Source organism: Christensenella minuta (assembly GCF_003628755.1).
In the GTDB taxonomy this organism is placed as follows: Bacteria; Bacillota; Clostridia; order Christensenellales; family Christensenellaceae; genus Christensenella; species Christensenella minuta.
This window is the reverse complement of record NZ_CP029256.1, coordinates 2,256,544-2,282,667: the sequence shown is the minus strand read 5'-3', so window position 1 is coordinate 2,282,667 and position 26,124 is coordinate 2,256,544. Positions and strand designations below refer to the sequence as shown.

Here is a 26,124-nt window from a genome sequence, read left to right as displayed (position 1 = left end):
CTTAGAGTTCACTCCAAGGAGTAGAGTTTAAATAAAGACAGGGAGGAAAGCGATATGAATTATCACATGTATTTACCGACAAGGACGCTGTTTGGCGCAGGAGAGCTGAATAACCTCAACATTCAGGAAATGCCGGGCAGGAAAGCTATGATCGTTATTTCAAACGGGAACTCTGCGCGCGCAAACGGCGCGCTTGGACGCACGGAAGAACAGCTGCACCTCGCAGGGGTGGAGACTGCGGTGTTCGACAGGGTGCAGGCCAACCCGTTCAAGGACACCGTGATGGAAGGAGCGGCGTTCGCACGGGAAAACGGCTGCGATTTTGTGGTGGCGCTTGGGGGCGGCAGCGTGATGGACGCGGCAAAGATCATGGCCATGATGGCCCCAAACCCCGGCGACCTGTGGGATTACGTGGCGGGCGCGACGGGAAAAAACAAACCGCTTGAAAACAGGCCGCTGCCCGTCGTTTGCATTACCACTACGGCTGGGACCGGCTCGGAGGTGGACGCGTGGGGCGTGGTCACCAACCCGGACACCCACGAAAAGATCGGCTGCGGCGGGATGGATAGCCTGTTCCCCGTGCTTGCAATCGTCGATCCGGAGCTGATGACCACCGTTCCGCCGGAATTTACCGCATATCAGGGGTTTGACGCGCTGTTCCACAGCACGGAATGCTATATCTCCAAGGCGGCGAACCCCATGAGCGACATAGTGGCGCTGGCCGCCATCGAAGCGGTTGCCAAAAACCTGCCGTCCGCCGTAAGGAATGGGGAAGACCTAGAGGCGCGCGGACAGGTGGCTTTCGGCAACACACTCTCCGGGTATGTGATGAGCCTTTCGTGCTGTACGAGCGAGCATTCCATGGAACAAGCCATGAGCGCGTTCCACCAGGAACTTCCGCACGGCGCGGGCCTCATCATGCTTTCCCGCGCGTATTACGGATATTTTATTGAAAAGCACATTTGCGGGGACCGGTTCATCCGTATGGCAAGGGCGATGGGCATGGAAACGGCGCGCAGGCCGGAGGATTTCCTTGCGGCGCTTGCGAAACTGCAGGAGGACTGCGGGGTCGCGGAACTTAAGATGTCCGATTATGGGATCACGCGGGAGGAGCTCGGAACGCTTGCCGAAAACGCCCGCGCCACCATGGGCGGCCTGTTTGCCGTTGATCCGTGTGAGCTTTCGCATGAGGACTGTACGGCAATCTACCAAAAGGCGTACCGGTAAGAAAACGGAGGTTAAAACATGGACGATCTTTCAAACAGTGTGATTTTTCCCCGGGGCGGGAAGCTGCCCGGGGAATTCAGCAAGAATTTTACGGGGCAGGCCTATCTTGAGATGCTTTCCGGGGGCGGCGATGGATTCAATTGTCCGATCGGCAACGTGACCTTTGAACCGGGCTGCCGCAACAACTGGCACAGGCATCCGGGCGGTCAGATATTGCTCGTGACCGGCGGGCGGGGCTGGTACCGGGAAGAAGGCAGGCCCGCCCGGCCGCTCGGCCCCGGAGACGTGGTGAAGATACCGCCGGACGTAAAGCATTGGCACGGCGCGGCGAAGGACAGCTGGTTCGTACACCTTTCCATCGAAACCAACAGCAGCATGGGCCCGGCGCAATGGCTGGAGCCGGTGACGGACGAAGAATACGAAAAACTGGAACGGGAGGAAAGGTAGATGCCGCACATCGCAATTACGATGCTTCCGGGGCGGGATAAAGCGGTAAAAGCAAAGCTGGCCCTGACCGTACGGGAGGCCGTTTCAAAAGAACTCGGCATTGGGGCGGAATACGTCTCCGTATCGGTGGAGGACGTCGAAAAGGAACGCTGGGAAGAGTCGATGCGGAAAATTCCCGCGGGAACGGTGTTTGTGGAGCCGGGTGCGCCCAAAGGCCCGGACGGCACAAAAGGAGGAGAACAGATATGAAGAATATATTGATCGCATATTATTCCCATTCGGGAAATACGGAGGAGCTTGCAGAGCTGATCCGCACGGAGACGGGAGGGGCACTGTTTGAGATTAAACCGGCAGTTCCATATCCTTCCGCCTACCAGGCGGTGGTCGGCCAGGCAAAAGAGGAAATACGCGCCGGCTTCCGTCCGGAAATCGGGGAACCCGCGGATGTGGGGCCTTACGACGTTGTGTTTGTCGGCTCGCCGAACTGGTGGAGCACGGTCGCGCCCCCGGTGGCGTCGTTCCTCGAACGCTGCGACCTTACGGGCAAGACCGTCGTGCCGTTTTGCACGCATGGCGGCGGCGGAATGGCCGGGCTGGCACGCGACACAAAGGCCCTCTGCCCGGACAGCGAGGTTATGGATGGCTTTGCCGCCTATGGAAACAGCGTCCCGCGCGCGCGGGGCGAGGTGGACGCATGGCTGCGGGGGATCAGCCTCAAGGAGCGAAGGTGAAACGGTGGACCGTATAGAAAAAAGCAGGCGAAAGAAAGCGGAGTAGACGGCCATGCTGTTCACGAAGAAAAGAAAACTGCAAAACCCGCATATCCTTGTCGCATACTTCTCACGTTCGGGAAATACGCGCAGGATTGCAAAGGCCATCTGCCGGCAGACCGGGGGAACGCTGTTTGAAATACAGCCGCGGACGCCTTATCCGCCGTCATATGAGGAGACGGTGGCAAAGGCACGCGAGGAGATACAAAGGGGATATCTGCCCGCGCTCAAAGAACGGGCGGGCGGCATGAAGCCATATAAAACGGTGTTTATCGGTTCGCCGAACTGGTGGGGGACGCTTGCGCCCCCGGCTGCCGCGTTCCTTGCGGAGCACGGCCTGGCGGGCAGGATAGTCGTGCCGTTCTGCACATACGGCGGCAGCGGAATCGAGGAGCTTTGCGGGACGGTCGCCCGCCTGTGCCCGCAGGCCCGCGTATTGAGCGCTTTTGAGGCGTATGGACCAAAGGCGAAAACGGGGGCCGTGAAACGGCAGACCGGCAAATGGCTCCGCAGGATCGGCATGATACGCTGAACCGTTCGGAGGAGGCCAATGGATTTTACAGCAATAAAAAAAAGCAAGGCGTATGGGGTCCTGCGCAATCTGTGGATGAAGCGCGGGAAAAAGGAAGACGAACGGCTGGGGGTCGATTTCTCCCTTTGGGAAGAACCTGAACAGGCGGGCTTCGATCCTGCCCGCGGGAACCGCTACCAGCCCTCTACCGACGGCCTGCGCGAAGTGCTGAAACGTCTGCCGGTGGAAAAAGAGGACGCGATCATAGACATCGGCTGCGGGAAAGGAAAAGCAATGCACCTGATGAGCGCCTTCCCATTCCGGCAGATCGACGGAATCGACCTGTCGGCGGAGCTGTGCCGGACGGCGCATGAAAACTTCGCGGCGCTCGGCCTTGAGCGCTGCAGGGTTCTGCAGGACGATGCCGCGGTATTCGAGCACTACGACGCCTACAACTATTTTTACGTGTTTAATTCCTTTCCCGCGGCTGTGTTCCGCAAGATGCTTAATTACATCCTGTGCAGCATCGCAAGGAAGCCGCGGAAGGTATACTTCATTTACCTGAACCCCGTATGCCGCGAGCTATTGACGGAGACCGGCGTTTTCCGCCTGCTGTTCCGCAGGGGACACCCCGTGAGGTGGTTTCGCTACGAATGCTATACCAATGAAGCGTAAGTGAAAGAATTGAAACGGATTGTTTATTTACTGCAAATAAAATCCGAACCCAGTGCCGGCCGGCTGCGGTTCGGATTTTTTGCCGCAGGGGAGCCTGAGGACGGATCCCCCGGGCAGGTTACAAGGCGCCTGCCACACCTCGGCGGACCCCCGCATAGACAGGGAACCCAAAACCGGGACGGATCATTTTATCCGTCCCGGCCCTGCGGTTTGCGGTTTAGGCGCTTTCGCAGCTTACGAGCGTATAGCCCGCGTCCGCAACAGCGTCCCGGAATACCTGCTCGGGAACGTCCGTGGAAAGGGTAACGGCGGCCTGCTTCTTTTCAAGGTCAACGGCCGCGTCCGTAACGCCATCGAGCGCCAAGAGCGTTTTCTGCACATTCATCTGGCAGTGCGCGCACATCATTCCGTCAATCGTCAGTATTTTTTTCATTTCATTTTGTCCTTTCTTGCGTTCCGGCACGTTTGTGCCGGTATTTTGTATCTCCTCCGCAGCCGGGTCCGGCGCGGCAATCCTGGCCGTGTTGTTCTTGTCCTTGAACAGCCGCAGCCGCAGCGCGTTCAGCACGACGCACACGGAGCTCAGGCTCATGGCGGCGGAGCCGATCATCGGGCTCAGGCGGATACCGAACGCCGGGAACAACGCGCCCGCCGCGAGCGGGATGCCGAGGACATTGTAGAAGAAGGCCCAAAACAGGTTCTGGTGGATGTTGCGTACCACCGCCTTGCTGAGGTCGATGGCCGCCGCCACATCGAACAGGGAATCCTTCATCAGCACCACGTCTGCCGACTCGATGGCAATATCCGTGCCCGCGCCGATAGCGATGCCGATATCCGCACGGGTAAGCGCGGGCGCGTCGTTCACACCGTCGCCGACCATAGCGACCTTGTGGCCTTTTTCCTGCAACGCGCGCACGCTCGCTTCCTTATCTGCGGGCAATACGTCCGCGATGGCTTCCTCCACGCCGATCTCTTTGCGGATGGCTTCCGCGGTTATGCGGTTGTCGCCCGTCAGCATCACGACGTGCAGGCCCATCTTGCGGAACCGTTCGATGGCCGCGCGGCTGTCTTCGCGGATGGTGTCCGCCACGGCGATCACCCCGAGAAGGGCGCCGTCCGCCGCGAACAGCAGAGGCGTTTTGCCCTCGCCCGCGAGGCGGTGTGCGGCTTCTTTTGCCTGTGCGTTTTCGGCGAGGCCGGATTCCTCCATAAAGGCGAGGTTGCCCGCCACATAACGCCGTCCGTCCACCAGCGCGCGGATGCCGCGCCCCGCCTGTGCCTCGAATTCTTCAGCGCGGGGGATGGAAAGCCCCGTTTCCCGCGCTTTTTCCACCACTGCCTGCGCAAGCGGATGTTCGCTCCCGGCTTCCGCCGCCGCGGCCTGCGTAAGGAATTCTTGCTCCGTGAGGGACGTGTCAAGCATCACGATATCCGTAACCGACGGGTGGCCGGAGGTGATGGTTCCGGTTTTGTCGAGCACGATTGTATCTATAGAATGCAGGTTCTCGAGGCTTTCCGCCGATTTAATCAGGATTCCCTGCTCGGCGGCTTTCCCGGTACCCACCATGATGGCGACCGGCGTTGCCAGCCCCAGCGCGCACGGACACGAAATGACCAGCACGGAAATGGCGTTGGAAAAGGCAAATTCAAAGTTCTGCCCCGCGATTAGCCATACGATAACCGTCACAATGGCAATACCGATGACGACGGGCACGAAGATGCCGCTCACACGGTCCGCAAGGCGCGCGATCGGCGCCTTGGAATTCCCCGCTTCATCCACCAGCCGGATGATCTGCGCGAGCGTCGTATCCTCGCCCACTTTGGACGCTTGGAACCGGAACGTCCCGTTTTTATTGATCGTTGCCGAAATGACGGTGTCGCCGGGGTTCTTTTCCACAGGGATGCTTTCCCCGGTGATGGCGGCCTGGTCCACATAGCCATAGCCTTCGGTGACGACGCCGTCCACAGGGATGCTTTCGCCCGGGCGGATGACGACGATATCGTCGGTCTGGACCTGCTCCGCTGGGATCACAAGTTCTTCGCCGCCGCGGATGACGGACGCCGTTTTCGGCGCAAGGTCGACGAGCTTGCCGAGCGCGTCCGAGGTTTTGGATTTGGAACGCGCCTCAAGATATTTTCCCACGGTGACCAGCGTCAGGATCATGGCCGCCGATTCAAAATACAGCGCGTGCGCATATTCGTGCACCAGCGCCATATTCCCGTGGCCGAGACCGTAGGCCATGCGGTACATGGCAAAAATTCCGTAAACAAGCGACGCGCCCGAGCCGACCGCTACCAGCGAGTCCATATTGGGGGCGCGGGCAATGAGCGCCTTGAGTCCGTTTTGAAAGAAATGCCCGTTGATGACGATGATCGGTATGGTGATTAGAAGCTGCGTCAGCGCCGAGATCAGCGAATTTTCCATTCCCACCAGAAAATCGGGCGCGGGAAGCCCCATCATCGGCCCCATCGCCACATACATCAGTGGGATCAGCAGAATGATGGAGGAAATGAGCCGCCGCTTCATGCTCTCGCGGCCCTCGTCGGCGAGCTTTTGCCGGGCCTCCCATTCGCTGCGGAAGCCGCCCGCCGCGTTTTCCGCAGCGCCGCCGGGCAGGGAAGCGCCATAGCCCACGCCCTCCACGGCTTCTATGATGTTTTCCGGGGTCAGTTTGGCTTCGTCATAGGTGACCGTCATGCGGTTCGCTAGCAGGCTGACGTCCACATCGCTCACGCCGTCAAGCTTTTGTACGGTGCGGGTGATGTTGGCCTGGCACGCCGCGCAGGTCATCCCGGTGATGTTGAATTTTTCTGTCTTCAAGGAAACCCCTCCTTACTTCAGCTTTTTGACCAGTTCCACCGCTTCGTCCACAATGCCGGTGTTGCCCCTGCGGATTTCTTCCACCACGCACGTTTCCATGTGGTCCTGCAAAATCAGGTACCCGAAGGACTGGAGCGCGCTTTCCACCGCGGCGATCTGCGTTAAGATATCACCGCAGTAACGATTGTCGTCCAGCATCTTGCCGATTCCGGAGAGCTGGCCGGCCATCCGGCTGAGGCGGTTTTTCAAAAGGCGAAGCTCCTGCCCGCTGCGCGGTGTGGATTTATGGTGGCATGCGCACCGTGCGCCAGCGGCTTGTTTGTTTTCCATCGTTTCCCTCCGTCCTGCAATGGTTTGGCATTCTATAAATACCCCATATGGTATTTTATAACAACAATTATGTCCCATGGGTATAATATACCCCCATGGGGTATTTGTCAAACCAAAATGATATGTCCGGGGAAATTTTTACGGTTCCTCCGTGGTTGACAAATAAAACAAAGAATGATATTTTAAGAACGGTGTTATTGATAACGATGTTTTTGATGCATCGGGAAAGGCGCGGGCATGGCGAAACGGGAAGAAGGGATTACAGAAAACCTTCTTTTATGCGCAAAAAAGGAATTCCTGGAAAAGGGTTACAAAGAAGCATCCCTGCGGGAAATCGCGGAGAAGGCGGGCACGAGCACAGGGGCGATCTATGTCCGCTACCCGGATAAAAGCGCTCTTTTCAGCGCGTTGGTAAAGCCCGTGGCAGAGGGCCTTATGAGCCGCTTTTGCGCCGCGCAGGACGAGCATTTCGACCTGATTTTTGAAGGCAAAGCCGAAACAAGCCAGGAGCTTTCCACGGCTTACCTCTACCGCTTCATCGATTATATTTACGAAAATTTCGATGCATTCAAGCTGCTGGTATGCCGTTCCGACGGAACCAAATACCAGGATTTCCTGCACGGGCTGGTGCGCCTCGAGGTGGAGCGGAGCGGGGAGTATTACAGGCAGCTCCGGGAGGTGGGAAAGATCGGGGAAACGCCTGGCAGAGAAGTCCGCCATATGCTGACGAGCGCGTATTTTACTGCGGTGTTCGAGGTAGTGGCGCACGATATGCCCAAGGAGAAGGCCCTTGCTTATGTGGGGCAGATCGCGCGTTTTTTTAATGCCGGGTGGGACAGCCTGGCGCAGTGGAAATGATTTTTTTTCGGGCAGAAGTTAGCTTTTGCTAACTGTATGGAAAAAACATATAAACCAAACATTTGAGGAGGATAAAACAAGATGAAAACCAATGCTAAATGGTCCGCGAAGGACGTGATCACGACTGTGCTTTTGAGCGTGCTGCTGATTGTGATCCAACTGCTGATTAACATGATCTGCATGGCCAGCCACTTTGTCAGCATGGTGCTTTCCGTGGGGATTACCTGCCTTGTGTGCGCGCCTGTTTATTTCCTGATGGTGCGCCGCGTGCGCAAGCGGTTCGTTTCCCTGCTTTATATGACGCTGCTTGGCATCGTTTTCCTAATCATGGGCGACTGGTTCCTGCTGCCCTATTTCATTGTGGTGGGGCTCGTCTGCGAAGCAATCCTGTGGAAAACGGGCGCGTATGACGACCCGTGGCGGATCACCGCCGCGTGGACGGTTTACAGCGGGCTTTACCAGGGCGTGAACCTGCTGCCCATCCTTGCGTTTTGGGAAACCTTCTCTTCCAATGCGCTCGCCTCCGGCATGACGCAGGAGTATATCGATTCCTACCTGTCCTATTATACGCAGCCGGGCTGGCTGGCGTTCATCCTCATATTCACTGTGGCCTGCGGCTTTGCGGGCAGCCTGATCGGCAGCCGTATGATGAAGAAGCATTTTGGCAAGGCGGGCGTCCTGTAAATGGAAAAAAAGGATGCGGGTTTTTCCGTTGCCGCCAAGCTGTGCGTGTTTGCCGCGACCCTGCCGGGCGTGTTCCTGCCGGGCGGCACGGACCGGGCATGGGTCATTGCGCTGATGCTGTTTTTAATCCTTGCGGCACAGAGGGCATGGAAGCAATGCGCGGGGTTTGCCGCTCTTTACGGAATACTGTCCCTGCTGCTGTACCTGATTCGCTTCCACGGGATACGCATGATGGTATTTTCGGAGTTCCATGTGTTCCTGTTCTGGTGGATGACGCCCGTCTTCATGGCGGCATGGGACCTCGTATCCACGCCGCCCGGCGCGCTGAGCGCGTTTTTCGCGCGCGTCCACGCGCCCACGGGGGCGATCCTGGGGATGCTGGTCATCTTCCGTTTTTTTCCCACTATACGCGCCGAGCTGCGTGGGCTGCGGGAGTCCATGCACAACCGGGGACTCACCGGACCGGGGCAGGTGTTCCGCCATCCGGGGAACACCTTTGAATATATTCTTGTTCCCATGCTCCTGCGCTGCCTGCAGATTTCCGACCAGCTGGCGGTGTCCGCCGCAGCGCGCGGGATCGATACGCCGGGGCCGCGGTACAGCTATTACGAACGGAAGCTCCGCGCGCGGGACGTCCTCGCGGCGGCGCTGTATGCAGGCGGGATCCTGATGCTCCTGCTGATCGGAGGAACCAAATGATCGAGTTTGAAAACGTATCGTTTGCCTATGCAGGGGAAGAGCCGTGCATCCGAGGCGTGAACCTTAAGGCGGCGGAGGGAGAGTGCGTGGTGTTCATAGGGCGGTCGGGCAACGGGAAAACTACGCTGACGCGCCTTTCAAGCGGCCTTGCGCCCTATTATTACGAGGGGACGCTGGACGGGAAAGTCCGGCTGGGCGGGACGGACCTTGCGGCCATGCCGCAATGGGAGCGTTCAAAGCGGGTTGGCTGCGTGTTCCAGGACCCTAAATCCCAGTTTTTTTCGGGGGAGCTTGCCGGGGAAGTGGCGTTCGGCTGCGAAAACCTCGGCTTTTCCGTGCCCGAAATCCGGATGCGCACAGACGGGGTGATCCGCGCGATGGGGCTTGGCGGCCTGCGGAAGACGCCCCTTGACCGGCTTTCCAGCGGAGAAAAGCAAAAGGTGGCGATTGCCGCGGCGCGCGCGGCGGGGCCGCGGGTATTTACGCTTGACGAGCCTACCGCCAATCTTGATGAAGAGAGTGCAGGCCGGCTTTCGGAGACGCTTGCGGAGCTGAAAAAACAGGGGCATACGCTGATTGTCGCCGAACACAGGCTGTCGTGGCTGATGGGAATTGCGGACCGTTTCCTGTATGTGGACGGCGGCAGGATCGTGCGGGAATTTTCCCCGCGGGAGCTGGCCGCGCTTTCCGCCGGCGAAACCGCGCGGATGGGCCTGCGCCGTCCGTGTAAAACAAAACAGCCTCCCCTGCCCCGGGCGGATTATCGTTCCGGTGCGGCGGTGGAGGTGCGGCAGGTCTGCTGTTTGCTGAAGGGAAAGACCATATTCCGGGATGTGGATTTCAGCGCCTCCCCGGGCGAGGTCGTGGCGGTCACCGGGCGCAACGGGAAGGGCAAGACGACACTGGCTAAAATATTGTGCGGACTGCGCCGTGAAAGCAGCGGGAGCGTGCTTTTCAGCGGAAAAAAGATACCGCCGCACCGACGCAGGGCGCGCGTTTTCTACAGCGCCAACGACACCAATACCCAGTTTTTTACGCCCAGCGTGGAGGAAGAGGTGCTTTTGCTCCTGCCCCGCCGGGAAGAGAACCTGGAGCGGGCGAGGGAGACGCTTCGGCAGCTCGGGCTGTTTGAATACCGTACCCGGCATCCCGCTACCCTTTCCGGCGGGCAGAAACAGCGGCTTTCGCTGGCTTGCGCGGTCCTGAGCGGACGGGAGGTCCTGATTTTCGACGAACCGACCAGCGGCCTTGACGGAGGCAACATGAAGATCATTTCAGATGTGCTGGGGCGGCAGGCCGGATGCGGGAAAACGGTGCTGGTAATTACGCACGATCCCGAATTAATGGAGGCGTGCTGCACGCGCCGGTTTTCCCTTGGTGCGGAATAAAAACGCCGAAAGAAGCGGCGGCGGATTCTTGAAATTGCGTGGGGAAAACGATATAGTATAAAAAAAGGGCTGGAACGCAAAAGACAGGAACCGGCGGGCCGCCTTCCATACGGGACGGCCCCGTTTTTAGGATGAAAGAAAAGGCAAAGAGCTTTTATGGAAAAACCGGTGTTCCGAATCGCGGTGTGCGACGATGAAAAAGTGCATAGGGAACAGCTTGAGCACATCCTGCGCAGCCAGTGGGAAGACCCGGGCAGGCAGTGCGCCGTTTTCGGATACTCCACGGGGGAGCAGCTAATAGAGGCGGCGGCACAGACGGTGTTCGACCTGGTCTTCCTCGATATCCTAATGGAAGGCACGGACGGGATGCAGGCGGCGCGGAAGCTGCGCGCGGACGGGGTCCGTACAAGGATCGTTTTTGTGACCTCGAGCCCCGACTTTGTGTTCGAGGGCTACGAGGTGGAGGCGCTGCGCTACCTGATGAAGCCTTTCCGGGAGGAACAGATTCGCGAGGTGCTGCGTGTGTGCCGGGAAAACGCGGCGCAGCCGGAAGAGCTTTTGGTCCGCGCGGGCGCAGTGATCCATAAAATCCAGTTTCGTGATATCTGTTATGTGGAGGCGCAGGGGAAATCTTCCGTGATCGTGCTTGGGGACCGCAGGATTCCTTCTGTGCGCGGGATTACAGAGATGGAAAACGAACTTCCGGACAACCTGTTTTTCCGCTGTCAGAAAAGCTTCATTGTGAACCTCCGCCAAATCGCGAGCATCTGCCGGTATGAAACCACGCTGAAAAACGGCGCGGTCGTGCCGGTGGGGCGCGCCAAATGGACGGAGATGAAGGACAGGCTGATCGGCTATCTTGCACGCTGAAACGAGGCCTGTCACCGTTGTTTTTAAAGACGGCCGGAAGGAAAGTCCTCAGCGGGAACCGCCACACTAAGCTTAAAACTCACGTCTGTGGATTCGATGTTCATCACACCCCGGTATTTTTCAACGATCTGTTCCATGATTGGCAGCCCATAGCCATGCGTGCCGTCCGCAGGCCTTGCGGACCCCGCGGCGTGCGCGGGATGACCGGCCCCGTTTTCACAGGAATAATATAAGAAACCGTTTTTGAGGCGGATATTGACCGCGAGAAAGCGGTTTTCCGCTTTTTGCGCGGCGTGGACCGCATTTTCAAGACTGTTCAGCAAAAGGGAACACAAGTCCATATCGGCGACAGGCAGGCGTTCGGGAATGGGTCCGCACGTGATCTTCGTGCGGATCCCTTTTTGTTCCGCTTCCGCGAATTTACTGCCCAGAATAGTATCAATGAGGTAATTGCCCGTATTCGAGATATGCGCCTTTTCCCCGAAGGATGCGTTGAGCCCGCGAAGATAATCGCGCGCGCTTTGCTCTTTTCCCTCCTGCAAAAAGGCGTCCACCACCGCGAGGTGTTTTTTCAGGTCGTGGCGCAGGATCATCGTTTGCTCGGTATACCGGTTCAGCTGGTCGTAGCTTTCCTTTGCCATGCTGTTTTTCAGCTCCAGCATGCGCAGGGTTACATTCCGCTGTACGATGGAGCGGATGAATTCCACAAGGGTTACGAGGAAGCAGGAGAAAATAAGGAAATAGCGCAGGAACACCAACGGATAATAGAACAGCCCGGTACGGAAAGACGCCGCCATGTTCTGGTTGAATTCCCGGTGGAAATCTGTCCCGCCGATCAGGGAAACAAGGTAAACGCCGCCGAAAGCGGCCGCGGCAACGATCAGGAGTTTTACAAACAGGCGGAAAAACGAAGTGCCGCGGCAAGCTTCCACAATGGAAAGACCGATAGCCGCCAGGATCGAAATAAAGCTTACGAGCTGCGGAAAAGTCATGAGGAATACGGAAAAATCGCCGTAGGGAAGGAGCGGTGAAACGGCGCAAAGCACGATAGCGGCGGCCTGCGCGATGACGAACGGCAGGAAAAACCGCCGGCAGCGCCGCATCCTGTCCGCGAGGAACAGGGACAGGAACACAAAGCACCCAAAATACAGGTATTGCTCCGCCATTGCCGTAGACGAGCCGTAGTAATAATAGGAAAGTTTGGAGCGCAGGAGCGTGTCCGCCATCCACAGAAGCGCGAACAGCGCGAGGAAAAGGACGCCCGGGTCCACCTTTTTATGATAGAGCTGGTAGAGGAAAAGCGCGGCGAGCGAGAACCCGAGCACGGCGAGAAGCATCGCGGGATAGGCCGCTTGCGTGGCCTGCGCCACGTAGATGCTTTGCAGGGCCGTGTTGCCGTACAAGGCGACGGGGCCGAAAAAGACGGAACCGTCCCAGTCCTGTTTTTCCGAAAACGGCTGGCTTTGCGCAATGGTAAGGGTCTTGCCGGAATAGCCGGGAGGCAGCGTCAGCTGCAGCGGCATAATGCGGCTGACGATCTTTCCGGAAAAATTAAGGGCCCCGATCTGGTTCCCTGCGGCAGGGTCGTCGGTATACAAAAGTTCGCCGTCAAGAAAAATACTGAAAGCGACGCTCGATCCTTCCACTTGCAGGATGGGTTCGTCAAAGGCCTCCTTCATCACGCGGGATGCATAAAAAGCCTGCCCCGGATAGGAAAGGCCGGAACAGTAACCGCCCCCCTCGTAGGCGAGGGGAGTTTTTTTGCCGTTTTCCTCGGCGTATACCTCCCAACCGTTCGTGTTCCCGTCCTGCACGGAAAGGTCGGCAATGCCGGAGGAAAGCGGCGCCGTATAGGCCGACAGGATAAACAAAGAGAAAACCACGCCGCCGGCGACCGCCGCGGCGCAGATGAAGAATACCAGATGCTCCGCAATAAATTTCCCCAAGCTCTTTTTCATATGAAATATCCCGATATAAACTGGTTTTATTACAAGCGTAGCAGACGGGCTGCCGGGTGTCAATCCGCTGCGGGAAAAGGAATTTACCAGTTGTGCCCTGCGGCGTACCGCTTGTTCCGGGGGCGGGACATTTAGGGCGCGTCCATCGTATAATAAGTTAACTAATTTTGTAAAATGCCTGCGGCGCACTGCCGCGGCAAAACAGCGCGGCGGAATAAAATCCCCGTGGAAGCAGGGGCGGGCGCCGCCTGCAAGGACAGCAATTCAGGAGGAAAAAACGAATGAAACGAAACCTATTGGCAATGATTTTGACAGCGCTTCTTGTGCTTGCGCTGTTTCCTATGGCGGCGGGAGCGGAAAACCCGCCCGAAGGACCTGAAAACGCCGTAAAGACAATTAACTTCACGATGGAGGGCGCGGGAGGGCTGACCGTTTTGTACGGCGAACAATCGACCGTTGTAACGGGAACGCAGGCGCTGGGCGGCGTTCCGGCGGATGCGGAAGTCACCATCAAATGGAACGATCTTCCCGCGGACACATACCTGCAAAACCTTTCTGTCGGCGGGGAAGAGGTCACGGAAGAGGAAGCAGCATCCTATACGTTCAATATGGGTTCCTTTGAGGGAGACCAGGCCGCGGTAAAGGCTGTGTTCGGAAAATACGAAATGGCGAAAGTCGATGTGGCGTTCGACGAAAGCAAAGGATACCTACACATGCTGGAGAACGGAAGATGGGGCGGCGTGGTGGCAGACGAAGGAAGCATTGAAGAGCCTGCCGGAACCTATACGTTCCGTGCGGATCCGGCGGACGGCTGCGGCCTTGCGGGCGTCAGGGTGAACGGGCAGCCCGTCGCTGTACGGGAAGAAGAGGATGGTTATTTCTTTGAGGCGGAGCTGACGGACGGAGGGAGCATAGAGGTCATATTCGCGGAACTGGCACGGGTCAGCGTGCGCATTGAGGGCGAGGGCACGATCCAGATGTATGAGAACGGAAAATGGGAAGGCGTTATGCCGGGTGAAAACACCATCGAGGTGCTTGCCGGAGGGACCTATACGTTCCGCGCATATCCGGCGGGGCAAGGCATGCCCATCGTGCTCGCCGTTGTGAACGACAAGCCGGTGATGGCGGAAAAACAGGAAGACGGCGGCTATGAATTCACGGTGGAAAACATTCAGGACGGCGACAGCATCGGCGCTGCATTCGTGACCATCGACATCGGCGTGCTGAAAACAGATGAGAAGACCGATATTTCCTATCTGCTGCCGGGAACGTCCATCATCGCAGGCAGCAACATCACGCCCGATTCGTGGCTGGAAATCGCTCCGCTTTCGGGCGGCGCTTCCTACGGGGCGGCAAAGGCCGCCGCTTCGAATTATGGAACGGTGTTCACGGCCTACGGCATCACGCTGATGAACGGCACGGGAGCCTATCAGCCGAATGTGCCCGTTATGCTGAAATTCCCGCTCCCTGAGGGATACAGCAAAAACGCCGCGGATATTCATTTGCTCCACATTGCTTCGGACGGTTCTGTGGAGGAACTGGAGTTTGGTATCGGGCAGGACGACGCGGGAGCTTACTATCTGGAAACGCAAGTAAATGGTTTCAGCACGTTCGTGATTGTGGATTCTTCACAGCAGACAGGCGGCGCTTCCGGAGGAACGACGGATGCGGATAAAGCGCCGAAAACGGGAGATGCGGAAAATGTGACGCTGCTTATCATCCTTGCGGCGGTATCGGCGGGCATGATTGGCTGCGCGTCCCGCAGGCTGAAAAGCAGGAAAGCAAGGTAGCTAACGGAACAGGGAAAGCAATAAGGAAGAACAAACAAGACGACGGTATGGGCGGTACGCTCATACCGCCGTATGTTTTTTCAGCATTTCCGCAGAGCGCACGGAGAAAAGGGGGCGTTTTTTCCGGCGGAAAGGAAGCTCTCGGAAACAACCGGGTGCTTGCACATTCAACGCACTATATGACCGATTCATACGATTTAATGGACGAGTATTTTTAAAATCGTTATAATACAGATAGAAAAATAGATACGGACGGCGCTTATGGAAATCAGAAAAGAAACCGTATGTGAAGATACCCTAAATATCATCAGACAATACTATCGTCCTAATACGGAGCCGCTGTTTTCCGTCCTGTCGGACGACTGCGTTTGGCTGAGTGTCGGAAACCTCCTCGTTTCGGGCGCGGAGGCGATCAGGATGCAATTCCAAAACGGCTTTCTCATGCCGTCCTTTGAACTGGAGGAGCCAAGCTTCCGGCAAATTGGAACGGGAAAGCATCTTGTATCTGGTGAACGAGCACAGGCAGGTACAGGCTTCGATCAAAGAGCAGGAAGCAGTGCTGCCGCCCCAGTTTTACCGGCTGCACAGGAGTTATTTCGTCAACTGCGGTTACGTGGCAAAGATAGAGCGGTATAGGTTGACGCTGATTACAGGGGACGAGCTTCCGGTACCCAAAATGCGGGATACTCAAATACGCAGTGAGATCGCGGGAATCATAGAGTCAAAAGGGAAAAGGGAATGACGGGCGACGGGCCGTCCGGCTTCAGCGAATAGAAGAGGAAGAACGGACCGATATCGATCAATATATAAGGAGGATATTACGTGAATATTACCAAAAGGATTTTAGTCGTTTTGCTTGCGGCGGCACTGCTGCTTGCGGCGGCGTGCAGCGCGCCGAAACAGCGGGAGAAAAGCGCGTCCCCGTCCGTTTCGGCGGAAGCGGACGCAACGGCGGCGCCGGAGGAAAGCGCGCCGGGCGCGGCATGGGTGAATTCGGATATTTCCGGAAATGTAACGGCGGAACTGGAGACAGATCCCAAAGAGGATTTCAACGCGGCGGTCAACCAGGAATGGATGGCGGGAACGGAACTTGGTACGCAGGTGCAGGCCAGCACCTTTACCGAGCGCGGTGATGAGGTGATGGCGGAGGTCATGACGCTGATTACGGACGAATCGCAGACGAGCCATGAGGCGGAGCTCGTGCGGGAATTCTATAATGACTATATCGATATGGAAAGCCGCAACACCCTCGGCATGGAGCCTGTCCTGCCGCTGCTGGAGGAAATACGGGCCATAGAGGATATGGACGGCCTTACGGCCTACATCGCAGACTGGGGGAATCTCGCGGGCGCGCCTGTGAAAGCGGATATCGCGGCGGACTGGAAGGACAGCACGAAAAACGCCATTTACATCGGACCGCCGAGCTTCTCGCTCTCGGACGCGGACGAATATAAAAGCATGACGGACGTAGGCCAGCGGACAAAAGACGCGGAGGAAGTGATGCTTAAAAAGCTGCTTACCCGCGCAGGATATTCAGAAGAGGAAGCGTCTGCCCTTTGGGAAGCGTTCTTCAGCCTCGAGAGCCAGATCGGGCAGGCGTCTGTGGGAAACGCAGAAGGATCGTCTCCGGAAATACGGGAGAAAGCGTATAACCCAAAAACCGCGGCGGAGCTGGCGGAGCTTTCCCCTGTTTTCCCGGTCACGGAGATATTAAAGCCTTACACGGACGGCGGGATCGACCGTTTTATTTTGACGGAACCGGAATGGCTCGCGAAGATGAACGAGCTGTATACGGAAGAGAATCTGGAGGCATTTAAGGCGTGGCTGATTTACCAGACGCTGACAGCTACGGCGGGAATGCTGGATCAGGAATGCCTCGATATCATGACGGAGTACAGCGGCGCGGCAACGGGAAGCGCGCAGATGGAGCTGCCAGTGGAACAGCTCGCCTATCAGATGTGTTCCGCGATGTTCGATATGGCGATTGGAAAACTTTATGTGGAAAACTATGTGACGGAGGAAACGAAGCAGGACGTGACGGAGCTTGTGGAACAGGCCGTTGCGGTGTTCCGCCAGAGGCTGGAGGCAAACGAATGGCTGAGCAGTGAAACAAAAGCGAAGGCGCTCCAAAAGCTGGATACTCTCAAGATTCGCGTAGCCTATCCGGACGACTGGTCGCTGTACGATTATTCAGATTACGCGCTGCCCAGGGACGGCGGGATCATAGACGACGTTCTCGCGGTGCGGGAAAAGGACATGTCGGAGAAGGTGGACAAAGCAAAGGTGGAGATCGATAAGGACCTGTGGATGACCGCGCCGCAGACGGTGAACGCTTATTACATGCCTACGGATAACTCCATCAACATTCCGGCGGGTATCCTCGGCGGAGATTTCTATGACTCGAACGGTACGATTGAGCAGCAGATGGGTTCAATAGGCGTCATCATCGGGCATGAGATCACGCACGGGTTCGACTCGAATACGGGCAGCCTTTACGACAAGGACGGAAACCTTTCCAACTGGTGGACGGACGAAGACCGCGCGGCGTTCAAGGAGCACACAGACAAGGTGGGCGCGTATTATGCGAGCATCGAGGTTCTGCCCGGAAAATACATCAACGGAGACTATACCATCGGCGAGACAGTGGCCGACCTCGGCGGAATGTCCTGTATGCTCGAGCTTGCAAAGAAAATAGACGGTTTCGATTACCAAACGTTTTTTGAAAGCTGGGCGAAGGTGTGGAAAGTGCAGGAGTCGGAAGCGACTGCGGAATATATGCTGCAGACCGACCCGCACGCGCCGGGTTATCTTCGCGCAAATGTAAACGTGCAGCAGTTTGAGGAATTCTATAAGGCGTTCGATGTGCAGGAGGGCGACGGGATGTATCTTGCGCCGGAGGACAGGCTTTCCGTGTGGTAAGGAAGCGGAATTCCGGCTTGAATTTTAGATAGACGGCGGCGGACTGCAAGGTATATACTATAATTAAAAAAGCGGCGCCGGACAGAGCGGCCGGGAGTATGAAGGGAAGGATGGCCGCGAAGACCGCTTTCGCGGCGGTGCCGACCGCAGTGCTTGCGGTAAATGGGCAGCTATGGCGGCCTATACCGTGCGGCGGCATGCAGGCCGTTTTTAGACAGGGCTATGCGGCAGGGGAAAAATGTTATAAAATAGGGATAGCCGTTTTTATGATTATGCTTGACGCATGGATTGCGGAATGGATTAGTTTAGCGCTCCTTCCGGTTCCGGCGGTACTCCATCCAGATATGGCGGACGCCGCCGCCAGGCAGGGATAAGCGCCCAATAAACAGTAAAGGAATATGAATATGAAAAAACTGGTCAGAAACGCCATTTTATTTCTCGCGGGATTGTTTATCCTGCTCATGCCGCTTACCGCCATTGCGCAGGCGGCGCCGGATTATGTAATCAAAAGCGAAGAGATCACGATCCGGGTGAACAGGGACAATACGTATGATATTTCCAAGAAGGTGACGGCGGATTTCTCGCAGAGCGTAGGCGAGACCCACGGGATTACGGAAACGGTTCCGGTGGATATGAAGCTGCAGCGCATGGCGGACGGGAAATATGAAGAAACGGGCGCGCATGCGGTGCTGACGAATCTCGAGGCCAACGTGCCCAGCGAGGCCTCCCGGGACGGGAACAACATGGTAATCCGCCTCGGCGACCCGGACGAGACCGTGACGGGCACGGTGGACTATGTATACAGCTACCGTTACGATATGGGGCCGGACACGCTTGCGGGCGCAGATGAATTTTATTACAACCTGGTGAGTCCGGACAATACGGTCCCCATTGAAAAGCTCGCCTTTACGATTGAAATGCCGGAGGGATTCGATGCGGAAAAGCTCGGCTTTACCACCGGAGCGGAGGGAAGCGGCACCTATGACGAAAGCGCCCTTACCTATACGGTAGAGGGAAATATCATTCGCGGGGAAATGGCAAAAACAGTCGAAAGCGGCTATGGCGTAGGCGTGCGTATCGAGCTTCCGGAGGGATATTATGCGGGCGCGCGGCTGCCGGTCTCCTATTTTGTTCCGGCTTTCTGCATAGGCGGAGCGGCCCTGGTACTCGTGCTTATCCTGCTCGCGGCTTCGGGCAAGCGCCGTGCCGAGGTGGAAACGGTGGAATTCGGCCCGCCGGAGGGCATGAACAGCGCGGACGTCGGCTATATTATCGACGGCGAAACGGACAACAGGGACGTCGTTTCCCTGCTCATTTTCTGGGCGGACAAGGGCTTTCTCGAAATTCACCAGCCCGATGAAAAAAATATGACATTCAAGAAGCTCCAGGACCTTCCGCAAGACGCGAACGACTACGAAAAGATATTGTTCGGAAAGATGTTCGTGCTTTCGGACAGCATCGACATTAAGGATATGCGGTATGAGTTTGCCGATACAATAAACAGCGCAAAAAAGAGGATCAAGGCAAAATACAATACCGCGCAAAACCGTGTTTACACGAAAAAGTCGGTTGCGTTCCGATATGTTTCGACTTTGCTTGCGGCGGTTCCCATTGCGGCGGTCGCGGCGGTCGCGGCCTATCTCGACAGCATGGAGCTGTTTGCCGCAATCATTATGGGGGGCGTGTTTATGGGGCTGATCGGCTGGCTGGGCGCGCTTTTGATCAGCGATTCGGTCAGCAAACGGAAGTCGGACAAGAAATCCGCGCGCGCCGGAAAGATGGCCGGCGGAATTCTGATCCTCGCTGGGCTCGCGGCGGCTTCCTGCCTGTTGTTTTCCACCTATTTGGGCTGGTGGATCGCAGTGCCCGCGGCGGCGGCGCTCGTTATGGCCCTCCTGTCCGGCCTGATGCCCCGGCGGACGGAGCAGGGCGCGCAGTGGGCCGGACGCATCCTTGGGCTCAAGAGATTTATCGAAACGGCGGAAGCGGACAGGATCAAAATGATGGTAAAAAACGATCCGGCCAGTTTTTATCACATCCTGCCTTACGCGTATGTGCTGGGCGTGACGGACGCATGGGCGAAGCGCTTTGAGAGCATCGCGCTGGAGCCGCCGCGCTGGTATTACGGGTATTACGGCGGCACATGGTCTACGCTGTATTTCACGCGGTCGCTCTATCGGGGCATGAACAATGCGCTCGCCAGCATGACGGCGACGAAGAGTTCGGGCGGCGGCAGCGGCTATGGCGGCGGGGGCTTCTCCGGCGGCGGCGCGGGAGGCAGCAGCTTCGGCAGGTGGTAACGGGCGTACCGTTCCTGAGAAGGACCGGTATCTGTTTGCCACGGCGCACACGCAGGATGGACCGCAAACGTCATAGTTTGCCGTACAGCCCGTTTTTTGCAGGCCTGTGCCGTTGCATGGAAAGGTAAAAAAGATAGGCTAAGGCGCATGGCCGGGCTGCGGGAGAAGACAAAAAAACAGCCCGGAACGCTCCGGACCGCATGCCTGCTTGCGATAATTGTCGTTAAGGAAACACTGTGATGCATACCGCATTTTATTTCTATGGGTACTATAGCATCCCGCAGTTGTTTTTGTCAACCAGCCGGCCATAAAAATCGTTGTTTACGCGAAAAAAAGCATACGTCTACGGTAAAAAAAGAGGAAAAAGGTCTCCGCTTCAGGCGGAAGCCTTTTTTTTTGCTTTTTTACCATACATAACGACAATTATCGCAACAGGTGCGGCGTAAAGAAGCAAAGGCGGAAACGGCGGTATAGAGGGCATGAATTCATTTGGCGCAGAGATGGCGCGCAGTCTGTTCCCCAAGGGAGAAAAACATGCGTTTTCATTAAATATAAACAAATTTTCCATTATGTCAACAATGGAGGGAAAACAGGCATCCGGGAGTGTGCGGTCCGGGGAAACAAGGGGAGAGAAACGACGACGGAACGTGGCGGGAAACCGATCCGGGGCGCGCAGCCCGCGCGGCCGGCCCGGTACGGAAAAAGCACGGTAATTCGATTTTGCAAGGCGCGTGCCGCGCCTTGCAAAATCACATATATGTCACACCTTCCGTGTGGGGACTCGAAATTCGGCTTAAAATGAGAAACCCTTTCCCATAAGATAAAAACATAAGTTTTCGAGAGTAAAGACAAGGGCTGGAAAATTTGTTTTGGATAAAAATGAAATTGAATTTTCCAAAGCTGCATAAAAGGGAAACGGATATCCGGCAATACAAGGAATTATGAGGCGGGACACATTCGCGGGAATGTGTTTTAAAAACTCCAGAATGAATATAAGCAGTGGGTTATATTCGTTCCTGCCGGCGAGAAACAAGGGCTCTCACACGAAGAGGAAAAAAAGATGCAACTGACAAGAACAACCGATTATGCAATCCGCATCATTATGTATCTTTCCAAAACCAGACGGGTTACGTCTGCCGGAGAGATTGCCGGGCAGATTGGAATCGCCAAAAAATCTTTGCTGGCGACGGCCAACAAACTGCGCAGCGCAAGGCTGATTGCCGGACACATGGGAGTATCCGGCGGTTACAGCCTGATGCGGCGGCCGGAGGATATCAGCCTTCTTGACATCATGGAGGTGACGGAGGGGTCGATCAAGATCAACCATTGCCTCGAGCATGGAAAAATCAATTCATGCTTTCTTTCGGAATATTGTCCGGTACATGAATTTTATTGCGATTTGCAGAAAAAGCTGGAGGAGAGCTTTGCCAGCGTGACAATCCGGCAGCTGCTGGACAGGGCGGCAAAGAAGCCCGAATAAACTTTTCAAGGAGAGAGCCAGTGAACATAGCGCTTTGTGACGATTGCAGGGAAAACATCCTCCTGTATACAGACCTCTTGAGTTCCATCTGCGGGAAACACCGGATCGAACTCAAGATAGATCCATATTTGAGCGGGAAAGAGCTGCTGTTTGAACTGGAAGACCCACAAAGGCAGCCGGACCTTATATACCTTGATATCGATATGCCGGGCATGGACGGGATCGAAACGGCAAACAGGCTGCGTGCGGGCGGGATTGAGAGCGAGATTATCTTTCTCACTTCCAGCAGGACGGCCAGCGTCATTTTACGGGCGTTCGACGTGGATGCGTTCCATTATGTAGTCAAGGACGATACGCCCCGGGAACGGTTTGAACAGATTTTCCTCCGGGCGCATGAAAAATGCGGAAAGAAAAAACGGGAAACGCTGATCTTCTCCTGCGCGGGGGAGAGCCGCAAGGTGTTTGTGAGGGACATCCATTATTTCGAGGCGCAGGGCCACTGCATCAACGTATATTACAGGGACTTAAGCTTCGGATTTTATTCCACCTTTGGCAAGATCGAGAATATGCTCGCAAGCCAGGGCTTTATCCGGACGCACCGCTCATATATTGTGGCGGTGGAAAAGATCGCGCAGTTCAACGCGGGACTTAAGCAGATCGTACTGCTGAACGGTGCGCTGGTGCCGGTCGGAAGGGCCTATATGAAAGCTGTCAGGGCGGTGTGCACGCTGTGACATAAGGGGAAAAATGCCGTTCGTGTGTGCAAACAGGTCGTCTGTGGCAGATTCGTGCAAAAAAGGAACGCTTTGTTGTAAAACTATACTACACAAAAATAGCGGCGTGCTTGCAGAAGGGAGCGGTTCCGATCAAAAAGCAAAGGCATTATAAATTCATCGCGGTATGCATCGCATTCCTGTTATGCCTGGGCTTTCCGTTTTCCGCCTTGGCAATGCAGAAGGATGGCTATCACCATGTTGACTGGCCGGATTTTTGTTTCCAGGTATGGGACGTTGCGATGACCGGGCAGGAAGCATATGAGCTGGAACGGGAAGGACTGCTGGACCAAGCGGTAATTGAACGGTCGGGGGCCGTCATCCGGCATATGGAAGGCCTCGCTCCTTATGAAGGGACTTTTGAACGGGCGGAACTCGGCGCTTTGGCGGACGGGCAGGAGCCGGGGGATTATCCGGTGACGCTCTATCTGCACGCGGACGACGGACAGCAGAATTATGTGGAAATCACGGTTCACATCACCGAACCGGGCCCGCAGCCGACGCCGGAGCCGGAGCCAACACCGACGCCCGAGCCAACACCGACGCCCGAGCCAACACCGACGCCCGAGCCAACACCGACGCCGGAGCCGGAGCCAACACCGGAGAGAACGCCGGAGCCAACGCCAGCGGCGGTACCGCAGCCAATCCAGGCCCCGCCACCGCGGACGGCACGGGAACCAATACCGGAACGGACACAGGAGCCGACAGGGACGCAGGATCCGGCACATGATGCGCAACCGCCGTTCGTTCCCGGCGCGAAGCCGGAGGAAGCGCCGGCGGCGGAGCAGGAACCGGAACCCGCCGTACAGGAAGAAAACGGGGAACCGGACGAATGGACGCCGCTTGCGATCATGTTGTTTGGCGGAGCCGGGGCGAGCGGAGCACTGTTCGGCATCAGTATTGCAAAGGATATCGGAGCGATCCGTTGGTATAACAGCAAAAAGAAATAAGGGGAAACAGGGATGAATCAACTGGAAATGATCGGACTGCTGCTGCTTGCGGGCATTACGGCGGCAGGCGTGGTTATAAAATACATCACCCGCAGGAAACTCGGGGACATGGACGGGATCAGCGGCGTTTTCACCAGCAGGCAGGACGAGAACGTCGTGGGGAAATTCTGATGGCTGGCAGGCCCCGGCCGCCGCAGGTGCCGCAGGAACCGGGAGATTATCCGGAAATCGCACAGTATTTCAGGATGCTCGTCTTGCCGACAGCGCTGCTCGGATATAACAAAAAACGTGTGATCGACGCCCTGCAATGCCTTGACGGACTATATAAAAGCAGGATTGCCGAACTAAAGGAAGAATTTGCGCGGAAGATCGCATGGGAAATAAGCGGCAGGGAGGAGAAGACACGCCCCGCCGCCACAATAAACCAATCAGGAAAGGGACTCGGTATGAAAGAACGGATGGAATTTCAACAATTAAAAAAAATAGGGAAAAACGACCTGCTTCGCCTCTTGCAGGAATGCGACGACGAAAACCGCAAGCTGAAAGCGGAGAATGAGGCGGGGGAAAAAAAGATACAGGAGCTGAAAAATCTGATTGGGGAGTTGGAAGAAGAAAAAAGAAAGCTGCGGACCAGCTATACCGAGCCGGGATCACTCGCGGAATCCATGCTTCAGGTAAACGGCGTAATGGAAGCGGCGCAGAAAACCGCCGACCAATATATCGCGCGTATCCGGGAGTTGGAGGCGGACAGGCAGCGTGAAGCGGACAAAATCGTCGAAGCGGCGCGCGGCAGAGCCGAACAGATCCTTACCCAGGCAAAGACGGGCGCACAGCGGATGAAGGCGGCGAGTACAAATGTGTTGAAGACCCTGCAGGACGAGATCGACCGGATGCTCGTCGGTGCGCGGGGGGCCTTTGAACAAAAGGGAGAAATGGAAGAGCTGCCGGGAGCGCCTGTGCAGCCGCAGACGGAAGAGCTTGGGAGGGTGCCGCACCTGAACGAAATACTCGGCTCCGGAGGAAACGCGGCGGAAACTCCGCCGCCCGCGTCCGCGGTGGCCGTATCCGAGAGGCTGGACATTCAGGAAACGGTCCCGTCCGCGGCGGCAGACACCGGCCAGCCCGCCAGCCCGGCCCTGGGAACGGGCACGCAGGAATATGCGCAATACGAGGCGTTTTTGGAAGAGGTCGATAAATTCACGGCAAATTTAAACGACGAGATCAAAAGCGCGATGGACGATATCACAAATAAAACACAGCAGCCCGGGAATTGACCGCAGGGGCATGAAAGGAGATTTCCATGCCGGAGATAATGCACGAAATAAAGAGACTCCAAAAGCTGAACCGGGGAGACTTGATGATCCTGCTTGGACAACTGGAAGAGGAATTGGAAAAAACGGAACAGGAGAACGAACGCCTGAAAGACAAGATAAGCGGCCTTGAGGCGGAAAACAGCGCCCTTCAGCAGGAGAAAAACAGTTTGCTGCGCAAGAACGGCGAACTTGTCGACACACTTCAGGCGGTCAACAAACGGCTGGTCGAGCGGGAGAGCCAGCCTGCGAACTGGCAGGCGGTGGAAAGCTTTGCCCGGGAGCTGAGCGAAGCATCGCGGCAGGCGAAGGAACAGGTCTCGGTACTGAAACAGCTGGAACAAAAACGCCGGGAGGAAGCCTTGTCGGCACGGGAAACGGCGCAGCGTGAAGCCGCGCGGATCGTGGAGGCGGCGCAGCAGGAAGCGTCCCTTATGATGCAGCGTGTAAAGGTGAAGAACCTCGAGATGCTCTCCAGCATACAGGCGGCCGTCAGCAGGGCCCACCAGGAATACGGCGCCGAGGGGAGATGCGAAAAGCCTCCGGCGGTGCCGGCGGAAGAGCCACAGCAGGCGGAAGCCGATGGAAAGAGGCCTGAAACGGAGGGCGGCGGCCAGCCGGGTCTCAGTACGGATCAGCTGAAGCAGCTGCTGAAGGTCATCAAGAGGCTGAACAGGCAGCCGGAGGAAGAAGCGCTGTGATCCGGTACGAATTTACGAAGGGATAATTGATATTTGGTTCAGGAAAGACGCGAAAGGCGGCCAAGCCTTGAAGCAATACATGCGGAAATAAAACGGATCGAGCAGCGCCGGGAGCGGCGAAAAGAGGTGGGGGAAATCATAGGCCGCATCCTTTTTGTCGCTATGGCGGTGGTGCTGGTCAACATTTACGTCCTGCGTATCGCGACCGTATCCGGTGCGTCGATGAAGCCCACGCTTCACGGCGGCGACGTAGTGCTGTGTTCCCCCCTCGGATATGAACCGGATTACGGCGATATCGTCGTGACGGAACTGGATATCGGGGAGGGCGATCTTGTAAAGCGGATAGTCGCGCTCGCGGGGGACACGGTGGACATCGATCCCGCGACAGGCGCGGTGAGCGTCAACGGCAAGGCGGTCGACGAGCCTTATATCACGGAAGCAATACGCGAGGAAGCAGAAATAGATTTTCCCGCTGTGGTGCCTCCGGGACGGGTGTTTCTTTTAGGGGACAACCGCAACCATTCGGTAGACAGCCGCAGGGAGGTTGTGGGCATGGTGCCGGAATCGACGATCCTTGGGAAAGTGGTGTTTCGGATTTGGCCCCTGGAAGGCTTCGGGCCGATGTGAGCGGCCGGGAGGAAAGAACAGCAGGCATTGCCTGAC

Annotated in this window: 26 protein-coding genes; 23 read left to right on the top strand and 3 right to left on the bottom strand. The window is 56.7% G+C overall.

What is annotated here, in order from left to right; all coding sequences use genetic code 11:
• The first annotated feature begins 54 nt into the window (after positions 1-54).
• From B1H56_RS10895 to B1H56_RS10870, 6 genes are read left to right on the top strand one after another with little or no spacing between them, the layout of a single operon-like run.
• The gene (locus B1H56_RS10895; protein WP_066519648.1) at positions 55-1,227 is read left to right on the top strand and encodes an iron-containing alcohol dehydrogenase; all 1,173 of its coding nucleotides are present in this window, start codon (positions 55-57) and stop codon (positions 1,225-1,227) included.
• Positions 1,228-1,245: 18 nt separating this feature from the next.
• Positions 1,246-1,674 (top strand): cupin domain-containing protein, encoded by a 429-nt coding sequence (locus B1H56_RS10890; protein WP_066519641.1) that lies wholly within the window; start codon positions 1,246-1,248, stop codon positions 1,672-1,674.
• Positions 1,675-1,923, top strand: coding sequence for a tautomerase family protein (locus B1H56_RS10885; RefSeq protein WP_066519640.1), 249 nt, complete (start codon positions 1,675-1,677; stop codon positions 1,921-1,923).
• Positions 1,920-2,405 carry a flavodoxin gene (locus B1H56_RS10880; RefSeq protein WP_066519638.1) on the top strand — a complete coding sequence of 162 codons (486 nt, stop codon included), beginning with the start codon at positions 1,920-1,922 and terminating at the stop codon, positions 2,403-2,405. Before B1H56_RS10885 ends, B1H56_RS10880 begins: the two co-directional genes overlap by 4 nt.
• A 52-nt stretch (positions 2,406-2,457) precedes the next feature.
• Positions 2,458-2,976 carry a flavodoxin gene (locus B1H56_RS10875; protein WP_066519636.1) on the top strand — a complete coding sequence of 173 codons (519 nt, stop codon included), beginning with the start codon at positions 2,458-2,460 and terminating at the stop codon, positions 2,974-2,976.
• Between the two features lie 18 nt (positions 2,977-2,994).
• Complete coding sequence (locus tag B1H56_RS10870) at positions 2,995-3,630, top strand: class I SAM-dependent methyltransferase (RefSeq protein ID WP_066519635.1); 636 nt, start codon at positions 2,995-2,997, stop codon at positions 3,628-3,630.
• A 217-nt stretch (positions 3,631-3,847) separates the two neighbouring features.
• On the opposite strand, the gene B1H56_RS10865 is transcribed toward B1H56_RS10870, so the two are convergent.
• Positions 3,848-6,451 (bottom strand): heavy metal translocating P-type ATPase, encoded by a 2,604-nt coding sequence (locus B1H56_RS10865; RefSeq protein ID WP_082771106.1) that lies wholly within the window; start codon positions 6,449-6,451, stop codon positions 3,848-3,850.
• A gap of 12 nt (positions 6,452-6,463) precedes the next feature.
• Positions 6,464-6,781 carry a metal-sensing transcriptional repressor gene (locus tag B1H56_RS10860; protein ID WP_066519634.1) on the bottom strand — a complete coding sequence of 106 codons (318 nt, stop codon included), beginning with the start codon at positions 6,779-6,781 and terminating at the stop codon, positions 6,464-6,466.
• A 237-nt stretch (positions 6,782-7,018) separates the two neighbouring features.
• Between B1H56_RS10860 and B1H56_RS10855 the strand changes: the two genes are divergently transcribed.
• The 5 genes from B1H56_RS10855 to B1H56_RS10835 all read left to right on the top strand — a co-directional run bounded on the left by B1H56_RS10855 (position 7,019) and on the right by B1H56_RS10835 (position 11,280).
• Positions 7,019-7,639 (top strand): TetR/AcrR family transcriptional regulator, encoded by a 621-nt coding sequence (locus B1H56_RS10855; protein ID WP_066519631.1) that lies wholly within the window; start codon positions 7,019-7,021, stop codon positions 7,637-7,639.
• A gap of 81 nt (positions 7,640-7,720) precedes the next feature.
• The gene (locus tag B1H56_RS10850; protein WP_066519629.1) at positions 7,721-8,323 is read left to right on the top strand and encodes an MptD family putative ECF transporter S component; all 603 of its coding nucleotides are present in this window, start codon (positions 7,721-7,723) and stop codon (positions 8,321-8,323) included.
• Positions 8,324-9,022, top strand: coding sequence for an energy-coupling factor transporter transmembrane component T family protein (locus B1H56_RS10845; protein WP_066519621.1), 699 nt, complete (start codon positions 8,324-8,326; stop codon positions 9,020-9,022).
• Positions 9,019-10,410, top strand: coding sequence for an ABC transporter ATP-binding protein (locus tag B1H56_RS10840; protein WP_066519618.1), 1,392 nt, complete (start codon positions 9,019-9,021; stop codon positions 10,408-10,410). The genes B1H56_RS10845 and B1H56_RS10840 overlap by 4 nt, the downstream gene beginning before the upstream one ends.
• A 156-nt stretch (positions 10,411-10,566) precedes the next feature.
• Positions 10,567-11,280 (top strand): LytR/AlgR family response regulator transcription factor, encoded by a 714-nt coding sequence (locus B1H56_RS10835; RefSeq protein WP_066519617.1) that lies wholly within the window; start codon positions 10,567-10,569, stop codon positions 11,278-11,280.
• A gap of 23 nt (positions 11,281-11,303) precedes the next feature.
• Here the strand turns inward: B1H56_RS10835 and B1H56_RS10830 are convergent, their stop codons facing one another.
• Positions 11,304-13,238: a sensor histidine kinase gene (locus B1H56_RS10830; RefSeq protein ID WP_066519615.1), complete on the bottom strand. Its 1,935-nt coding sequence runs from the start codon at positions 13,236-13,238 to the stop codon at positions 11,304-11,306.
• 281 nt (positions 13,239-13,519) lie between these two features.
• Between B1H56_RS10830 and B1H56_RS10825 the strand changes: the two genes are divergently transcribed.
• The 12 genes from B1H56_RS10825 (at position 13,520) to lepB (ending at position 26,088) form a co-directional block, all read left to right on the top strand.
• Positions 13,520-15,028, top strand: a complete 1,509-nt coding sequence (locus tag B1H56_RS10825; RefSeq protein ID WP_066519612.1) for a hypothetical protein — start codon at positions 13,520-13,522, stop codon at positions 15,026-15,028.
• A gap of 376 nt (positions 15,029-15,404) precedes the next feature.
• Positions 15,405-15,770 (top strand): LytTR family DNA-binding domain-containing protein, encoded by a 366-nt coding sequence (locus B1H56_RS14990; RefSeq protein WP_082771105.1) that lies wholly within the window; start codon positions 15,405-15,407, stop codon positions 15,768-15,770.
• Between the two features lie 80 nt (positions 15,771-15,850).
• On the top strand, positions 15,851-17,947 hold the full coding sequence (locus B1H56_RS10815) for a M13 family metallopeptidase (RefSeq protein WP_066519607.1): 2,097 nt from the start codon (positions 15,851-15,853) through the stop codon (positions 17,945-17,947).
• A gap of 98 nt (positions 17,948-18,045) precedes the next feature.
• Complete coding sequence (locus B1H56_RS10810) at positions 18,046-18,321, top strand: hypothetical protein (protein WP_147554687.1); 276 nt, start codon at positions 18,046-18,048, stop codon at positions 18,319-18,321.
• 30 nt (positions 18,322-18,351) lie between these two features.
• Positions 18,352-20,247: a DUF2207 domain-containing protein gene (locus tag B1H56_RS10805; protein WP_066519603.1), complete on the top strand. Its 1,896-nt coding sequence runs from the start codon at positions 18,352-18,354 to the stop codon at positions 20,245-20,247.
• Between the two features lie 1,060 nt (positions 20,248-21,307).
• A complete protein-coding gene (locus B1H56_RS10795) occupies positions 21,308-21,727 on the top strand; it encodes an RrF2 family transcriptional regulator (protein WP_066519599.1) in 420 nt (139 codons plus the stop codon).
• A gap of 20 nt (positions 21,728-21,747) precedes the next feature.
• On the top strand, positions 21,748-22,461 hold the full coding sequence (locus tag B1H56_RS10790; RefSeq protein WP_066519596.1) for a LytR/AlgR family response regulator transcription factor: 714 nt from the start codon (positions 21,748-21,750) through the stop codon (positions 22,459-22,461).
• Between the two features lie 26 nt (positions 22,462-22,487).
• Positions 22,488-23,450: a hypothetical protein gene (locus tag B1H56_RS10785; protein ID WP_147554686.1), complete on the top strand. Its 963-nt coding sequence runs from the start codon at positions 22,488-22,490 to the stop codon at positions 23,448-23,450.
• A gap of 12 nt (positions 23,451-23,462) precedes the next feature.
• The gene (locus B1H56_RS14630) at positions 23,463-23,621 is read left to right on the top strand and encodes a hypothetical protein (protein WP_156468711.1); all 159 of its coding nucleotides are present in this window, start codon (positions 23,463-23,465) and stop codon (positions 23,619-23,621) included.
• Positions 23,621-24,724: a hypothetical protein gene (locus tag B1H56_RS10780; protein WP_066519592.1), complete on the top strand. Its 1,104-nt coding sequence runs from the start codon at positions 23,621-23,623 to the stop codon at positions 24,722-24,724. Before B1H56_RS14630 ends, B1H56_RS10780 begins: the two co-directional genes overlap by 1 nt.
• 26 nt (positions 24,725-24,750) lie before the next feature.
• Positions 24,751-25,461: a hypothetical protein gene (locus B1H56_RS10775; protein WP_066519591.1), complete on the top strand. Its 711-nt coding sequence runs from the start codon at positions 24,751-24,753 to the stop codon at positions 25,459-25,461.
• 126 nt (positions 25,462-25,587) lie between these two features.
• Positions 25,588-26,088 (top strand): signal peptidase I, encoded by a 501-nt coding sequence (gene lepB / locus B1H56_RS10770; protein ID WP_207667489.1) that lies wholly within the window; start codon positions 25,588-25,590, stop codon positions 26,086-26,088.
• Positions 26,089-26,124 lie beyond the last annotated feature (36 nt).

Excerpts from the sequence above, each read along its gene's own strand:
- B1H56_RS10895 (WP_066519648.1), top strand. The coding sequence starts at position 55 with ATGAATTATCACATGTATTTACCGACAAGGACGCTGTTTGGCGCAGGA.
- B1H56_RS10890 (WP_066519641.1), top strand. The coding sequence starts at position 1,246 with ATGGACGATCTTTCAAACAGTGTGATTTTTCCCCGGGGCGGGAAGCTG.
- B1H56_RS10885 (WP_066519640.1), top strand. The coding sequence starts at position 1,675 with ATGCCGCACATCGCAATTACGATGCTTCCGGGGCGGGATAAAGCGGTA.
- B1H56_RS10880 (WP_066519638.1), top strand. The coding sequence starts at position 1,920 with ATGAAGAATATATTGATCGCATATTATTCCCATTCGGGAAATACGGAG.
- B1H56_RS10875 (WP_066519636.1), top strand. The coding sequence starts at position 2,458 with ATGCTGTTCACGAAGAAAAGAAAACTGCAAAACCCGCATATCCTTGTC.
- B1H56_RS10870 (WP_066519635.1), top strand. The coding sequence starts at position 2,995 with ATGGATTTTACAGCAATAAAAAAAAGCAAGGCGTATGGGGTCCTGCGC.
- B1H56_RS10860 (WP_066519634.1), bottom strand. The coding sequence starts at position 6,781 with ATGGAAAACAAACAAGCCGCTGGCGCACGGTGCGCATGCCACCATAAA.
- B1H56_RS10855 (WP_066519631.1), top strand. The coding sequence starts at position 7,019 with ATGGCGAAACGGGAAGAAGGGATTACAGAAAACCTTCTTTTATGCGCA.
- B1H56_RS10850 (WP_066519629.1), top strand. The coding sequence starts at position 7,721 with ATGAAAACCAATGCTAAATGGTCCGCGAAGGACGTGATCACGACTGTG.
- B1H56_RS10845 (WP_066519621.1), top strand. The coding sequence starts at position 8,324 with ATGGAAAAAAAGGATGCGGGTTTTTCCGTTGCCGCCAAGCTGTGCGTG.
- B1H56_RS10840 (WP_066519618.1), top strand. The coding sequence starts at position 9,019 with ATGATCGAGTTTGAAAACGTATCGTTTGCCTATGCAGGGGAAGAGCCG.
- B1H56_RS10835 (WP_066519617.1), top strand. The coding sequence starts at position 10,567 with ATGGAAAAACCGGTGTTCCGAATCGCGGTGTGCGACGATGAAAAAGTG.
- B1H56_RS10830 (WP_066519615.1), bottom strand. The coding sequence starts at position 13,238 with ATGAAAAAGAGCTTGGGGAAATTTATTGCGGAGCATCTGGTATTCTTC.
- B1H56_RS10825 (WP_066519612.1), top strand. The coding sequence starts at position 13,520 with ATGAAACGAAACCTATTGGCAATGATTTTGACAGCGCTTCTTGTGCTT.
- B1H56_RS10810 (WP_147554687.1), top strand. The coding sequence starts at position 18,046 with ATGAAGGGAAGGATGGCCGCGAAGACCGCTTTCGCGGCGGTGCCGACC.
- B1H56_RS10805 (WP_066519603.1), top strand. The coding sequence starts at position 18,352 with ATGAAAAAACTGGTCAGAAACGCCATTTTATTTCTCGCGGGATTGTTT.
- B1H56_RS10795 (WP_066519599.1), top strand. The coding sequence starts at position 21,308 with ATGCAACTGACAAGAACAACCGATTATGCAATCCGCATCATTATGTAT.
- B1H56_RS14630 (WP_156468711.1), top strand. The coding sequence starts at position 23,463 with ATGAATCAACTGGAAATGATCGGACTGCTGCTGCTTGCGGGCATTACG.
- B1H56_RS10780 (WP_066519592.1), top strand. The coding sequence starts at position 23,621 with ATGGCTGGCAGGCCCCGGCCGCCGCAGGTGCCGCAGGAACCGGGAGAT.
- B1H56_RS10775 (WP_066519591.1), top strand. The coding sequence starts at position 24,751 with ATGCCGGAGATAATGCACGAAATAAAGAGACTCCAAAAGCTGAACCGG.